Annotated in this window: 15 protein-coding genes; 5 read left to right on the forward strand and 10 right to left on the reverse strand. The window is 65.1% G+C overall.

The window, feature by feature from the left end; all coding sequences use genetic code 11:
- The first annotated feature begins 115 nt into the window (after positions 1 to 115).
- Together SPYCA_RS05130 and SPYCA_RS05135 are read left to right on the forward strand one after the other, a co-directional pair.
- Positions 116 to 526, forward strand: a complete 411-nt coding sequence (locus SPYCA_RS05130) for a hypothetical protein (RefSeq protein WP_120222153.1) — start codon at positions 116 to 118, stop codon at positions 524 to 526.
- A gap of 59 nt (positions 527 to 585) precedes the next feature.
- A complete protein-coding gene (locus SPYCA_RS05135; RefSeq protein ID WP_120222154.1) occupies positions 586 to 1,587 on the forward strand; it encodes a fumarylacetoacetate hydrolase family protein in 1,002 nt (333 codons plus the stop codon).
- A 67-nt stretch (positions 1,588 to 1,654) separates the two neighbouring features.
- Here SPYCA_RS05135 and SPYCA_RS05140 read toward each other — a convergent pair whose 3' ends face one another.
- From SPYCA_RS05140 to SPYCA_RS05170, 7 genes are read right to left on the reverse strand one after another with little or no spacing between them, the layout of a single operon-like run.
- Positions 1,655 to 2,698 (reverse strand): type II secretion system F family protein, encoded by a 1,044-nt coding sequence (locus SPYCA_RS05140; protein WP_120219208.1) that lies wholly within the window; start codon positions 2,696 to 2,698, stop codon positions 1,655 to 1,657.
- A 13-nt stretch (positions 2,699 to 2,711) separates the two neighbouring features.
- Positions 2,712 to 3,683, reverse strand: coding sequence for a type II secretion system F family protein (locus SPYCA_RS05145; RefSeq protein ID WP_172594975.1), 972 nt, complete (start codon positions 3,681 to 3,683; stop codon positions 2,712 to 2,714).
- A 40-nt stretch (positions 3,684 to 3,723) separates the two neighbouring features.
- Entirely contained in the window at positions 3,724 to 4,992 is a 1,269-nt protein-coding gene (locus SPYCA_RS05150) for a pilus assembly protein CpaE (protein WP_120219209.1), read from the reverse strand.
- Positions 4,989 to 5,630, reverse strand: coding sequence for a CpaD family pilus assembly protein (locus SPYCA_RS05155; protein WP_120219210.1), 642 nt, complete (start codon positions 5,628 to 5,630; stop codon positions 4,989 to 4,991). Before SPYCA_RS05155 ends, SPYCA_RS05150 begins: the two co-directional genes overlap by 4 nt.
- Before the next feature lie 25 nt (positions 5,631 to 5,655).
- Positions 5,656 to 7,134, reverse strand: coding sequence for a type II and III secretion system protein family protein (locus SPYCA_RS05160; protein WP_120219211.1), 1,479 nt, complete (start codon positions 7,132 to 7,134; stop codon positions 5,656 to 5,658).
- 1 nt (position 7,135) lies between these two features.
- Complete coding sequence (gene cpaB, locus SPYCA_RS05165) at positions 7,136 to 8,173, reverse strand: Flp pilus assembly protein CpaB (protein ID WP_120219212.1); 1,038 nt, start codon at positions 8,171 to 8,173, stop codon at positions 7,136 to 7,138.
- A 47-nt stretch (positions 8,174 to 8,220) separates the two neighbouring features.
- Positions 8,221 to 8,661, reverse strand: coding sequence for an A24 family peptidase (locus tag SPYCA_RS05170; RefSeq protein ID WP_443029495.1), 441 nt, complete (start codon positions 8,659 to 8,661; stop codon positions 8,221 to 8,223).
- A 146-nt stretch (positions 8,662 to 8,807) separates the two neighbouring features.
- Between SPYCA_RS05170 and SPYCA_RS05175 the strand changes: the two genes are divergently transcribed.
- Positions 8,808 to 9,938 (forward strand): NAD(P)/FAD-dependent oxidoreductase, encoded by a 1,131-nt coding sequence (locus tag SPYCA_RS05175; protein ID WP_120219213.1) that lies wholly within the window; start codon positions 8,808 to 8,810, stop codon positions 9,936 to 9,938.
- Positions 9,939 to 10,024: 86 nt separating this feature from the next.
- Positions 10,025 to 10,201, forward strand: a complete 177-nt coding sequence (locus SPYCA_RS05180; protein ID WP_120219214.1) for a YegP family protein — start codon at positions 10,025 to 10,027, stop codon at positions 10,199 to 10,201.
- A 17-nt stretch (positions 10,202 to 10,218) separates the two neighbouring features.
- Here the strand turns inward: SPYCA_RS05180 and rnhA are convergent, their stop codons facing one another.
- Genes rnhA through ispH form a run of 3 tightly spaced genes read right to left on the reverse strand, consistent with a single transcriptional unit; the run spans position 10,219 to position 12,610 of the window.
- Positions 10,219 to 10,671 carry a ribonuclease HI gene (gene rnhA / locus SPYCA_RS05185; RefSeq protein WP_120219215.1) on the reverse strand — a complete coding sequence of 151 codons (453 nt, stop codon included), beginning with the start codon at positions 10,669 to 10,671 and terminating at the stop codon, positions 10,219 to 10,221.
- Positions 10,668 to 11,630 (reverse strand): homoserine kinase, encoded by a 963-nt coding sequence (gene thrB, locus SPYCA_RS05190; protein ID WP_120219216.1) that lies wholly within the window; start codon positions 11,628 to 11,630, stop codon positions 10,668 to 10,670. The genes rnhA and thrB overlap by 4 nt, the downstream gene beginning before the upstream one ends.
- A complete protein-coding gene (gene ispH / locus SPYCA_RS05195) occupies positions 11,630 to 12,610 on the reverse strand; it encodes a 4-hydroxy-3-methylbut-2-enyl diphosphate reductase (RefSeq protein WP_172594976.1) in 981 nt (326 codons plus the stop codon). The genes thrB and ispH overlap by 1 nt, the downstream gene beginning before the upstream one ends.
- A gap of 158 nt (positions 12,611 to 12,768) precedes the next feature.
- Between ispH and SPYCA_RS05200 the strand changes: the two genes are divergently transcribed.
- Positions 12,769 to 13,440 carry a hypothetical protein gene (locus tag SPYCA_RS05200; RefSeq protein WP_120219217.1) on the forward strand — a complete coding sequence of 224 codons (672 nt, stop codon included), beginning with the start codon at positions 12,769 to 12,771 and terminating at the stop codon, positions 13,438 to 13,440.
- The last annotated feature ends 126 nt before the right edge of the window (positions 13,441 to 13,566 follow it).

Consider the following 13,566-nt stretch of genomic DNA (forward strand, 5'->3'; position numbering starts at 1 on the left):
GCAAGCCGCTTTGTCGCCGTTAGGGATTTCGGATGGCTTGTGCCAAAGCGGGAAGGGCGCGGCAGACGGCGGTGTTTTGCTTTTCCTTGCCGCGTCATTGCGTTATGCGCCAACCATGGAAAAGAGCGACGATCCGACGATCCCGGCCGACAATTGCGAAGGCCCGCCGTCGCGGCGCCGGATGCTCGCGCTTGGTGCAGCGGGCGTGTCCGCGGCGCTGACGATCCGGCCCGCCTTCGCCCAGACCGCCGTGTCGGTGATGAACTGCCAGATTCCGGTGCCGGGACCAACCGCGGCCGGTCAATATATCGACGCGGCGGGCAAGCTGGTTCCGCCGGGGACCAAAGGAGCCTTTCCCGGCGCGGCGCGGCCCTTCACGGGCGAGGAAGTGAAGCGCGCGTTCCGTGGTCGCACGTTGCCGGGCACCACCTATGACCAGTCGCAGGCCTATCTTCAGTACATCCGGCGCTTGCAGGCGGGGCAGAGCGGCTTTACCTGTTTCGCATCGATCACGACGTCGCGCTGACCTTGGCTCTCCGATGGGCGATCGCGCGTTCGGCCGATCGCCAGAAAAAGGGAGTTTTCGTGAAACTAGCTTCGCTCAAACAGGGCCGCGACGGCCGCCTGGTCGTCGTTTCGGACGATCTTGCCTGGTATGCCGACGCCGCGGCGATCGCAGCCACGATGCAGGCGGCGCTCGACAATTGGGCCGATGCCGCGCCGCGTCTGGCGGCGCTGGCCGAGGATCTGAACCATGATGCGATTCCGAAAGAGCGGTTCCACGAACGCGACGCGGCCTCGCCACTGCCGCGCGCTTATCAATGGGCCGACGGCAGCGCCTATGTGAACCATGTCGCGCTGGTGCGGCAGGCGCGCGGCGCCGAGATGCCCGAAAGCTTCTGGCACGATCCGCTGATGTATCAGGGCGGCAGCGACGCCTTTCTCGCGCCGCGCGATCCGATCCCGCTCGGCGATCCGGCGTGGGGATGCGACATGGAAGCCGAGGTCGTCGTGGTCACCGATGACGTTCCCGCCGGGATCGACCCGATCGCGGCCCGCGAGAAGATATTGCTTGTCGGCTTGACGAATGACGTCTCGCTCCGCGGTTTGATTCCCGCCGAACTGGCCAAAGGGTTCGGCTTTTTCCAGTCGAAGCCCTCAAGCGCGATGTCGCCGGTTTTTGTGACGCCCGATGCGCTCGGCGACCGCTGGAAAGGGGGCAAGCTGCACGGCACGCTGTGCGTCGACCTCAACGGCCAGCCGCTCGGGCGCGCCGATGCGGGCGTCGACATGACCTTCGATTTCGGCCAGCTCATCGCCCATGCGGCGAAGACGCGAAATCTGGGCGCAGGCACGATCATCGGGTCGGGCACCGTGTCGAACCGCGATGCCGACGGCGGACCCGGCAAGCCGGTCAGCGAAGGCGGGCTGGGATATAGCTGTCTGGCCGAAGTGCGGACGGTGGAAACGATCCGGCACGGGGAAGCCAGGACGCCCTTTATGCAGAAGGGCGATACCGTGCGCATCTGGATGGACGACGAACGCCACCACAGCATCTTTGGGGCGATCGAACAGACCGTCGCCTGACACAAAAGGGGGGAGGGCGGAATCGTTTCGGCCCTCCTCCTCCTCTTATCGAAGTCGGCTTGGCAGGCTATTTGCCGCCGAAGCTGCCGCCCGACATCGCGTCGCTCAGCGAGCAGGCCGCAGGGCCCAGAATGACGATGAACAGCACCGGCAGGATGAAGAGGATCAGCGGCACCGTCATGATCGCGGGCAGGCGTGCGGCCTTCTCTTCGGCGCGCATCATGCGCTCGTTGCGGAACTCGGCCGAAAGAACACGCAGCGCGCTGGCGAGCGGGGTGCCATATTTTTCGGTCTGGATCATCGTCGTGACGACGCCTTTCACCGATTCCAGATTGACGCGATAGGCCAGGTTTTCAAACGCTTGCCGCCGCTCGGTCAGGAAGCCGAGCTCGATCGACGTCAGGGCGAATTCCTCGCCCAGTTCGGGATAGGCGCGGCCGAGCTCTTTCGAGACGCGCGCAAAGGCCGAGTCGACGGTCAGGCCTGCTTCGGCGCAGATCACAAGGAGATCGAGCGCGTCGGGAAGCCCTTTGCGAATGGCGTCGGTGCGTTTCTGGCGCTTGTTGTCGACGAACAGGTCGGGCGCCTTGTAGCCGAGAATCAGCGCCGCCATCGTGAAGCCCGACCGCTTGAACGGGGTCAGCGTCGGCCACATGTCGACGATATAGATGAGGAAGACGGCAAGCCCCCCGAACAGGATGGGCAGCACCATTCGCCCGAAAATGACCGCGACGGCCAGATCCTTTGACCGGATGCCCGCCTGCGCCAGCTTTTGCTGGACCTCCTTGATCTGCCCTTCCTGTAAGACCTGCAAGCGACCCAGAAAGCTTCGCATCTTGTCGGCGGTCTGATTTTTGCGCACGAGGCGCGCGCGCCGCTTGGCCGTCGAGGCGGTAATGCCCGCCTTCAACTGTTCGCGGCGCTCGTTCAGCGCCTTGACGCGCTTCGTCATCGGATTGCGCACGGTCAGCGCATTGTAGATGGCGACAAGCACCGCAAAGACGCCGATCGCGGCGAGCAGGGTGCCGGCCCAGACGACGTCGATGCCAAGGATCGAGGGGCCGTTCTGGGCGCCCGTAAATGCGGCGGTGACGGGCAGGGTGCTGATCATGGTCTCCGCGCCTTCAAATCTCGAAATTGACCATCTTGGCCATGATTCCGGCGCCGATGCTCATCCAGATCAGCCCGCCGATCCCCGCGACGATCAAACGTTGTTCGACGAAGAAGCCGGCCAGATAGCTGGGATTCACCGTCCACACGACGCCGAAGACGAAGAAGGGAAGTGCGCCGACGATGTAGGCCGACGCCTTGGCTTCCGACGACATTGCACGGATTTTCAGCTTCATCTGCGCGCGTTTGCGCAGCACGTCCGACAGGTTGGCCAGCGTCTCGGCAAGGTTGCCGCCCGTCTCGCGCTGGATCTGGATGGTGATGCAGAAGAACTGGAACTCGGGCGTGCCGAGCATTTCGGCCGATTCCTGGAGCGCCGCCTCCATGGTGTTGCCGATCCGGATCCGTTCGACGACGCCCTTGAACTCCTCGCCTACCGGGCCGGGAAGTTCCTGGCTGACGACCTGGAATGTCTCGGTCACCGGCAGACCCGACCGAAGCCCGCGCACGAGCAGGTCGATCGCATCGGGAAAGCGGGCATTGAACTGCGTCACGCGCTTCCTGATCGCCATGCCGACGACCATATAGGGCAGGCCGAGGCCGATGAGCAGCCCGACCAGCGCCGCCATCGGAAACGGCGCGCGGACGATCAGCATCGCACCGGTGGCGATGACGAACAGCCCCATCGACGCGAACATATATTGGGTGAGCGTCCAGCTTTTGCCCGTCCGCCGGATGCGCTTTTCCAGCTCGTCACGGCGGGGAAGCAGGCTGGTCAGCGACGAATCTCCCCGGCGGCCCGCCGACTGGATGGTCTTGCGCATCTGCGCCGCGACGACCGCCTCGGTCGAAGCGGCATGGCGATCCTTGACCATCGCCAACCGCCGCGACTTCGCCTTGCCCGCCGACGGACCGCCAAGAAGGATCGCAAGAACCGCAAAAGCCATGACGGCCCCGACGACGATAAGGATGACTGGCAGGTTCATGACAAGCAGATGTCCGCTTCTTTCAATGGGAGGCGCGTCATCACGCCGCCTCTTTCTTGCCCTTTTTGGTGAAACCGAGCTTGCCAAGCAGCGACCCGCCCGCCTTGCTCCTGGCCGACGCAGCCGCGTCTTCGGCTTCGACATCGGCGCCGTCGAGGATCAGCCGCATCAGATTGTTCCAGACCTGCGCCGCCTTGGTGCCCTTGCAGGTTTCGGCGTAGGATTTGCCCAGCTTTGCCGCTTGCGCGACCAGCTTGGGATCGAATGGAATGACGATGTCGATCGCTCGTTCGATCGAGGATTCAAACTCCTTGCGCGACAGTTCGCCGATCGCGCTCTGGAACTTGTTGGCGACCAGCAGCACGCGTGCGCCGGGCACATTCTGCTTGAACCAGGACAGAAGGCGGATCGTATCGCGCGCGGCCGCCAGCGTGACATCGCTCACCAACAGGATCGTGCCCGCTTCCGACACGAGGTGCGGGAAGGGGATCAGAACCTGGCGCGGGATATCCACGATCGTCATCTCGAAGGCATTGCGCAATTCCTCTTCGAGCTGAAAAAAGGCCGAACCGTCCGTCATCACCGGCTGGTGGATCGGGGCTTCGGCCGACAGCAGGCTGAGCTTGTCCGACGCCCTGACCATGGCGCGCTCGATGAACAGGCCGTCGATGCGACTGGGATTGTCGATCGCGTCAATGAGCCCGCGACCGGGTTCCAGGTCGAGCGTCAGCGCGCCCGTGCCGAAATGAACGTCGAGATCGAGCAGTGCGGTCTGGCGGTCGGCCTGTTCGCTGATCGCCCAGGCGAGCGAGGTTGCGACCATCGACGCGCCGACACCGCCGCGCACCCCGACCACCGCCATCATGTGATGAGGCTTGTCGTCGTGCATCTCGGCATGTTTGGGCGCCGACAGCATCGCCTGCGCCATCGTCAGCGATTCGCGGACCTGATCGAGCGACAGCGGCTTCAGGAGATAGTCCTGAATCCCGCTCGACAGCAAATCGCGATACAGGCGGACATCGTTGACCTGACCCGCCGCGATCACCACCGTGCCCGGCTCGCAGACCTCTGCCAGCGCATTGATGTCATTGATCGGGTCGCCCGATTCCGACATGTCGACGAACAGGATGTTGGGGCTTGCCGATACCGACAGCGACTGGACGGCGTTCCGCAGGCCACCCTTGTTGCACTTTTCCATCGGCCAGCCCATGTCGCTGGCCGCGACGCGGATCAATTCCAGCGTGTCGTCGTCACAGACGAAAGCGTTGAAAGGGTCGCGTAGCGTTCCGGGTTTGAAATGAGCGTTCACTGGCCGCCTCCGCTCGTCGATGTTTTGGTCAGTTCGCCGGCTCCGGTCTGGGGCTTCGTGCGATAGGTCTGAATTGCGCGCGTGGCCGCAACCGGGTCATGGCCCGTGTCGCGCGTGCCCTTGATGAGGTCGTTGGGGTCGGCGACCATCGCGGCAAGATTGCTGTTGGTCGCGCAGCCATAGTTGGACGACGTCGCGTTGAGCGGGTTCAGCGACGATTTGGTGCCCCAGTCGGGACACCCCGGCACCGACGCTGATGCGCGCGTCACGACAACGCGGATATGTCCTTCGGGAACCGCGCCGGTAGTCACCGGAACATCCTTGCTGAGCAGAAGGCCGCGTCGCTCGACCATCGCACGGACGGTCGATTGCGCCGAGGATGCTCCATAAAGCGACGGATCTTCAATTGCGACGCGGTCGCCATAGCGGATGCCCATCGCGTCGAACCACCCTTGCAGGCGGCCCTGTTCGCTTGGCGGCAGTTCGCCGTCCGTCGCGGCGACGTCGAACTGATAGATGCTGTTGCGCACGACCGGCTGGTGCACCGATTCCAGGCTGCGGTTGCTATAGGCGCTGCCCGCGCAGCCGGCGAGGGTCGTCGCCAGGGCCAGGACCGTCCAAGTTGCGATATTTTTCATCACTTTGCTCCTGAAATCGGCGGCGTCACTTGATGCTGAAACCGGGCGAGGCGTCGCCGCCGCCGCGCGGGCGGTCGGCGTCGCCGACATTGGTGTCGAGCCGCGGCTTCGGCCGATCGCCGCCGGTCACGCCGTCGCTCGTCTGATTGAGGAGCAGGCGCTGCAGGTCGTCCGCGTCGCGGAAGGCATCGGTCGGCAGCTTGATGTCGTTCGCCGAAACGGGTTCGACCAGATAGGGCGTCACGACGATCACAAGCTCGGTCTCGCCGCGGCGGAAGCTGTCCGATTTGAACAGCGTGCCCAGCAGCGGAACATCGCCAAGACCCGGCATCTTGTCGATAGCGCCGATCGAACGGTTGTTGAGCAGGCCCGCGATCATGAAGCTTTCGCCCGAACCCAGCTCGACGGTCGTTTCGGCGCGGCGGATGGTGAGGGCCGGAACCTGAAAGCCCTGCATCTCGATCGCACCCTCGGTCGACAGCTCCGACACTTCGGGGCGGACGCGCAGGCTGATGCGGCCGTTCGAGAGGACCGTCGGCGTATAGGCCAGGCTGACGCCATATTTGCGATATTCGATCGTCGTCCCGGCGAAGTTGCCGGGGATCGGCACGGGAAATTCGCCGCCCGCGAGGAAGTCGGCGGTTTCGCCCGAAATCGCCGTCAGATTGGGCTGCGCGAGCGTCGCCACCAGGCCCGACCGCTCGCCGATGTCTAGCGACGCGATGAGGTCGAGTCCGAACAGGCGGCCCGCCCCGGCGAGGCTGCGCGTGCCAGGCGGGGTTGTGATGGTGTAGATGGTGTTGCCGTTGGCATCGGTCGTGATCGTCCCGGCCTGACGCCCGCCAAAGACGCCGCCCAGAAATCCGTTGCCGAGGGGGCCGTCGGTGTCGCGCGTCAACAGATTGCCGCTCAGTTCCTTCACCAGCGAGCGGTTCACCTCGGCAATGCGGACCTGCAGATTGACCTGCAGCGGGGTCGCCGTGCGCAGGCGCGAGAGCACCTTGGTCTGTTCGCCCACGAAGGCCTGGACGAGCCGTTCGGCTTCGGCAGCGTCGTCGGGCGACTGAACCGTGCCGGTGAGCAGCACAAAGCCGTTCATCGTGTTCGCCGCAATGCTTGCTTCGGGCATCGCCAGCGACAGCATCTGGTCGATCGTCTCGATATTGTTGCCCACTCGCGCAACGGTCGAAAAGACGACCCGGCCGTTCGCGTCGGTGGCATAGATGCTCGTTTCGCCGGGCGCCTTCGCAAAGACGTAGAGCTGACGGCTCGAACGAACCTGGACGTCGGCGACCTTGTCGTCGGCGACGAACACGTCGCTCATCGCGGCGGGCAGGCTGACGAGGCGGCCGCGGCCGACCGACAGGTCGATGCTGCTGCTTGCATTCTGCACCGCCTGCGCGGCGACGGGCTGCGAAGGCGCCGCCGCCAGCGTGGCCGCCACGAGGCCGATGGCCAGGGTGCGAGCCAGAGCCGCCGCCTTGAAATGGGCTTTGCTGTTCATCTTACTTACCCCCAACCGGAACTTCGGTCATCTTGTCGCCGCGGGTCACGCGCACGACCGGGCCGGTCGGAACGGACGCCTCGCGACCATTGTTGGACGTCGCATAATTGCCCCTGTTTTCCATTTGCTGGGGACGCGGCGACGTTACGCGGCCGCGCACCGGTATCCAGAAGCGCGACACGTCGCCGCCGGTCGTCGCCGACGAGCGGTTGGCCACCGGGCGTGCGGCCGCCTGCGCCAGCATCTTTCTTTCCGCCGCCGTGCCGCCGGAAGCCGGCACGTCGATTTCGCCCGAAGCGATCGCAGCGTCGAGCTCCCCCGCACTCTCGGCCAGCGGGCGGAGCGCGAGCGACAATTTGCCCATGCCCTGCGCGACCGCGATTTTTTCGGCGATCTCCGGCGTCGCTTCCAGCGTCACCGAACCAAAGGTGCGAACGGGCGTCTTGCCCGTTTCATCCTCGGCATCGTAGCGCTGGTCGGTGGCCAGCACGCGGATATTGCGAACGATGGTTTCGGCAGTGAAAATCTGCTCATCGGGATAGGTGCTGCCTTCCTTCACTTCGATCGTCTGCGTGAGCATCACGTCGACACGGTCGCCGGGAAAGACGAAACCGGCGACGCCCTGTTCCTGTGACACTTTGACGGTGATCGCGCGCATCCCGGGGCCAAGCGCGGCGGCGAGGAACCCGCGGTCGTCGGGATGCACGAGCGCCCCCTGCGTAAGCGGCTGTCCGGCCGTGATCGGATGGCGCACGACGGTGCCGACCAACGTGTTCACATCGGTTTTTTCTTTCACGAAATACGCATTTTCGACGAGCTCTTTCGGCCAGGGCTGGAACCGGAAGCTGTCCGGTCCGATGATCGTGCCGACGGGCAACTGCCGTGTCGCCACCAGGATCATCGGACCCGTAATCTCTGGCGCCGCGGCCGCCCGCGCGGCAGGAGCCCCCGCTCCGCGCATCATATAGTTGACCCCGAATGCCGCGCCGATGGCAATCACCAGCGCGCCGACGATCAGCATAATCTTTCGCGTATCCATGACGATTTTTCGCCTCCTGCACCGTCCGGAAACGGCGGTGCTTGCCCTCAGGACAAACCGATAGCCTGAAACTGGTTAAGATAGTGTTGGTGAAGCGCCCAAAGGCCGGCGGCAGCGATGGCGACTCCATAAGGCACCTCCACCGCTTTGCCCGAAGGACGCAATTTCATGTGGATAAGCATGATAGCCGAAAGGATTCCGCCGCCGATCGCCATGACCATCAACATGGGCAGAAACAGCGGCAGCGGCATCCACAGCATCACCGCGCCGATCATTTTGACATCGCCGCCGCCCATCGCGCCGATTGCGAAGAGTCCCGCGAAAACCAGAAAGACAAGCAGCGCCGCGCCGAACTGGATCGGCACGTCCGGCCAGAACGCCAGCCCGGACGCCACCCAGAAGGGGATCGCCAATATCGCCATCGCGGCGTTGAGTTCGTTGGAGATAGTCCGCGACCGGATGTCGCTGATCGCCGCGGCGATCATCATCAGCCCCAGAACGGCCATCAGGCCCAGCGCAATCGTGCCATTCTCCATCGCCATGCGTCTACGCCTTATGGCTTACCAAAGAGTAACCATGTTCGTCGCAGCGCGGCCGCGCTTGCATTCCGCGGGGCAGCCGATATGCGGCCAGCATGACCGCCGCCGCCCCTTCCGCTACCGACGTCCTGATCGTTGGCGCGGGGATTGCGGGCGCCAGTCTTGCCGCTGCGCTCGCGCCGTGGCGCCGGGTCATGCTTGTCGAGGCCGAGGATACACCGGGCTATCACGCGACGGGTCGATCGGCGGCTTTCTGGCACGAAAGCTATGGCGGCGCGGGAGTGCAGCCGTTGACCAGCGCGTCGTTCGAGGCGCTTGACCAGCCCCACGCCGATTTTGCCGAGCGGGGTTTTCTGACGCCGCGCAGCGCGTTGACGCTGGGGCGCGCCGCCGACGCCGCGGCGGTCGACGCCTTCGCCGCCGAGTTCAGGTTCAAGGGCGTGGCCGTCGAGCGGATTTCGGGCGACGCCGTTGCGGCACTGGTCCCTGGACTGCGGCCGCAATGGTGTGAAGCCGCCTATGAAAGCGCGTGCCGCGACATCGACGTGGCGCGGCTTCACGCCGCCTATCTGCGCGCCGCGAAGCGGGCCGGGGCGCAGCTCGTCACGCGCGCCTCGATGCGCCGTGCGCGCCGCGTGGCCGCGGGGTGGGTCATCGAAGTCGGTGGCGCGACGATCCACGCCGACCTGTTGGTCAACGCGGCGGGAGCATGGGCCGACCGGGTCGCGGCGGCTTCGGGAATCGCGCCGGTGGGCATTCAGCCATGTCGGCGGACGATGGTGCAGTTGCGGCTCGGTGTTCCTACCCCCGCCGCCCTGCCGCTGGTGATCGACATCGGCGGCGATTTCTACTTCAAGGGCGAAAGTGAGGGACGCATCTGGCTTACCCCGCACGATGAAACGCCCGTCGACCCCCACGACGTCGTGCCCGAGGATATCGACGTTGCAACCGCGATCGACCGGTTGCAGTCGGTCGTCGACTGGCCGGTTGCCGCGGTCGAGCGCAAATGGGCCGGACTACGGAGCTTCGCGCCTGACCGGCTTCCGGTGTTTGGAAGCGATCCGCACGAAGCGCGCTTCATCTGGTGTGCCGGGCAGGGCGGTTTCGGTATCCAGACCGCCCCGGCGATCGCCGGGTTGCTCGCCGCGCAGCTTGGCGCGCCGGAGCCGCGGGGCGCGATCGGACGGATCGACCCGTCGCCCTTTGCGGTGTCGCGCTTCGCGTAAGTCATCGCCCCTTGCGCGCTGAAATTGCTGGATTAGCATGGGCTTGGCCCGCCACCCCCGGCGCGGCGCGACCTGTGGAGGATGGCATGGCCCATTATTTCGAGATCAAGAAGAACAAAGCCGGCGAATTTGTCGCCTATTTCAAATATAATAGCGAAGCGATCTTCTGGACCGAAGGCTATAGCAGCAAGGCGTCGGCCAAAAATGCCATCGAGTCGATCCAGAAAAACGGTCCCGGCGCCGAGGTCCGCGAAACCGAATAGCTATCGTGCGCGGGCGTTCAGCGCGCCCGCGCCGCTTTCAGCGCCGCGTCGCTGGCGAGCTTGTCGGCGAGTTCATTGTCGCCGTGCCCGGCGTGGCCCTTGACCCACAGCCATTCGATCTTGTGGCGGGCGGCTTCCTTTATCAGCCGTTTCCACAGGTCGGCGTTCGCGACGGGTTTCTTTGCGGCGGTTTTCCATCCGTTTTTCTGCCAGCCGAAGATCCATCTGGTGATGCCGTCGCGGACATAAACGCTGTCGGTCGACAGTTTGACGTTGCACGGACGCTTGAGCGCCGCCAGCGCCTCGATCGCGGCCATCAGTTCCATGCGGTTGTTCGTCGTGTCGGCTTCGCCCCCAGACATCGTCTTGACGACGTCGCCCCAGCGCAGGACGACGCCCCAGCCGCCGGGGCCGGGATTGCCCTTGCACGCGCCGTCGGTGGCGACGATGACCGTTTGCCCTTCGCTCATGCTGCGGAGAACAGCGTGGCTGCGTCGGACGCCTGATAACGCCGCAGGCGTGCAAGAAACGGTGCGGGATCCTTGCGAGTGACGAGCGCGCCCGGTGGCGTGTGAATCCAGTCGTGCGCGCGTGTGAGCAAAAAACGCAGGGCAGCACCGCGCGCCAGCAGCGGGAGCGCCGCAAACTCTTCGTCGGTGAGAGCGATTTCGCGGGCATAGCCGCGCATCAGCGCCGTGGCGCGACCGATATCGCAGTCGCTGCCATCGGTGGAAAAGGCCCACGACGCGTGCGTGACCGCGACATCATAGGCGCGGTAATCGGTCGCCGCGAAATAGAAATCGATCAGGCCGGTGACGCGCTCGCCGAGCATCAGCACATTGTCGGGGAACAGGTCGGCGTGAACGACGTGCGCGGGCAGGTCGTGCGGCCAGTGCGCGTCGAGATGATCGAGTTCCTGATCGACGATTGCCTGCAATCCCGGAATCACTGCGTCGAGATCGCCCGCATCATGGGCGATTGCCCGCCAGTGGCGATGGCCCATGCTGTTTTCGCGCGCACCCGCAAAATCGGCGACGGCGCGGTGCATCGCGCCCAGCGCCGCGCCGGCCGCCTCGCACTGACCGGGCGTGGGATGGGTCAGGGAAATGCCGGGCAGGAACTGGATGACGCACGACGCGCGCCCCGCAACCTGCTGGACGGCCACGCCCTCGCGGTCGCGGATCATGGCGGGGACCGGGCAATCGCGCTTTGCCAGATGATCGAGCAGGTCGACGAAAAAGGGCAGGTCGCCTTCGCTGACACGCTTTTCATAAAGCGTCAGGATGAAGCGGCCGTGCGTTGTCTCGAGCAGGAAATTGCTGTTCTCGACCCCCTCGGCGATTCCCTTGCATGATACCACCGTGCCGATGTCATAGCGGGCGATCAGCGCGGCGAGGTCGTCGGGCTCGACGTGGGTATAGACGGCCATCAGGCGGCTTCGAGGCCGCGCGGCAGCTTGAACACCATATTTTCCTCAGCGGTCACGACCACATTCTCGTTGACCGGACGCACGGTGGCCACTGCGTCGATGACTTCGCGCACCAGCGTCTCCGGAGCGCTCGCCCCCGCCGTTATGCCGAGCGTTCCGATGCCGTCGAGCCATGCGGGATCGACGTCGCTGCCGCGCTGGACCAGATGCGCTGGCGTGCCGAGCCGCTCGGCCACCTCAACGAGCCGCAGGCTGTTCGAGCTGTTCGGTGCCCCGATCACGATCATTCGGTCGCAGCGCGTCGCGATGGCTTTCACCGCTTCCTGCCGGTTCGAGGTCGCATAGCAGATATCCTCGCCCCGCGGTCCGGCAATGGCGGGGAAGCGATGCTGCAGCGCCGCGACGATGTCGCGCGTGTCGTCGACCGAGAGCGTGGTCTGGGTCAGGAAAGAAAGCCGGTCGGGGTCGGCAGGCGCCAGCGCGGCGACATCGTCGACCGATTCGACCAACGTCATTGCGCCGTCGGGCAATTGCCCCAGCGTGCCGACGACCTCCGGGTGCCCGGCATGGCCGATGAAAATGATGTGACGGCCCGCCTCATGCGCGCGTTCGGCCTGGCGATGCACCTTTGAGACAAGCGGACAGGTTGCGTCGATATAGTCGAGCCCGCGCAGTTCGGCCTTCGCGGGCACCGCCTTGGGCACGCCATGAGCGCTGAAAACCACGGGAACGCCGTCGGGAACCTGGTCGAGCGATTCGACGAAGATCGCACCCTTGGCTTTCAGCGATTCGACGACATAGCGGTTGTGGACGATTTCGTGCCGGACATAGACGGGTGCGCCGAATCGTTCGAGCGCCAGCTCGACGATCCGGATCGCGCGGTCGACGCCGGCGCAAAAGCCCCGCGGTGCGGCGATCAATACCGTGAGCAGGGCGCCGTCGCCGGTCGTCGCCGACATCGTCGGAAGAGGTGCGTTCATGATGCCCGCGCTCTAGCGCAGCAAGTCCTTCGCGGTAAAGCCGCTTCGTCGGTTGCGTCGCGGTTGCGCCTCGTTCATCGCGCCGATAAGAAGCGGCGCGCATGAAACGGGATCGATCGTTCCGGCCCTGTCTGCGCGCCTGTTTGGAAAGTCTTGTCATGATGGCCATTTCGTTACCGTTCCGCAAAAGTCTGATCCTGGTGTGCGGCGCGGCAGCCATGGCGATGGTTGCGGGCTGCGCGCGCGACAACGAGATCGAGGTGGCGGGCGGTGTCGGCATCACCGCGACGCGAACCGCCTGTCCGGCGGTCGCTGTTCCGCTCCATACGGGCGACATCACGCTGTTCGATCCGGCGACAAGTCGCGACGCGCGCGCGATCGACATTGTTGCGACGATCACCAATGTGACGCCGCAATGCAACGATAGCGGCGACAAGGTCTACCAGCTTGCGACTTTCGACGTGATCGCCACGCGCCGCGACGCGGGGCCGGCACGCACGGTGACCCTGCCCTATTATGCAACGGTGCTGCAAGGCGGCACCGCGGTCGTCGCCAAGCGCCTGGGCAATGTCGCGGTGACCTTTGCCGAGGGGCAGACGCGCGGCACGGGACGCGGGCAGGCGTCGGCCTATGTCGACCGCGCGGCGGCGACCCTGCCCGCCGACATTCAGGAGCGCATCACGCGCAAGCGCAAGGCGGGTGACGAGGATGCGGCGATCGACCCGCTCAGCCTTCCCGAAGTGCGCGCGGCGGTGCAACGCGCCAGCTTTGAGCTGCTCGTGGGCTTCCAGCTGACGCAAGAGCAGCTCGAATATAATGTCCGACGATAGATGATGCGGCGGCGCCCTGCGCCGGTCGCACGCTCGCGCCCCGCTCCGCCGACCGGCGACGCGGGGCTTTTCGCGCCCGCTGAGCTGTTATAGGGCGCCCCAGTATTTTGAACGAAGCCAGGCCCC

The sequence above is a fragment of the Sphingopyxis sp. FD7 genome, from assembly GCF_003609835.1.
GTDB lineage: Bacteria > Pseudomonadota > Alphaproteobacteria > Sphingomonadales > Sphingomonadaceae > Sphingopyxis.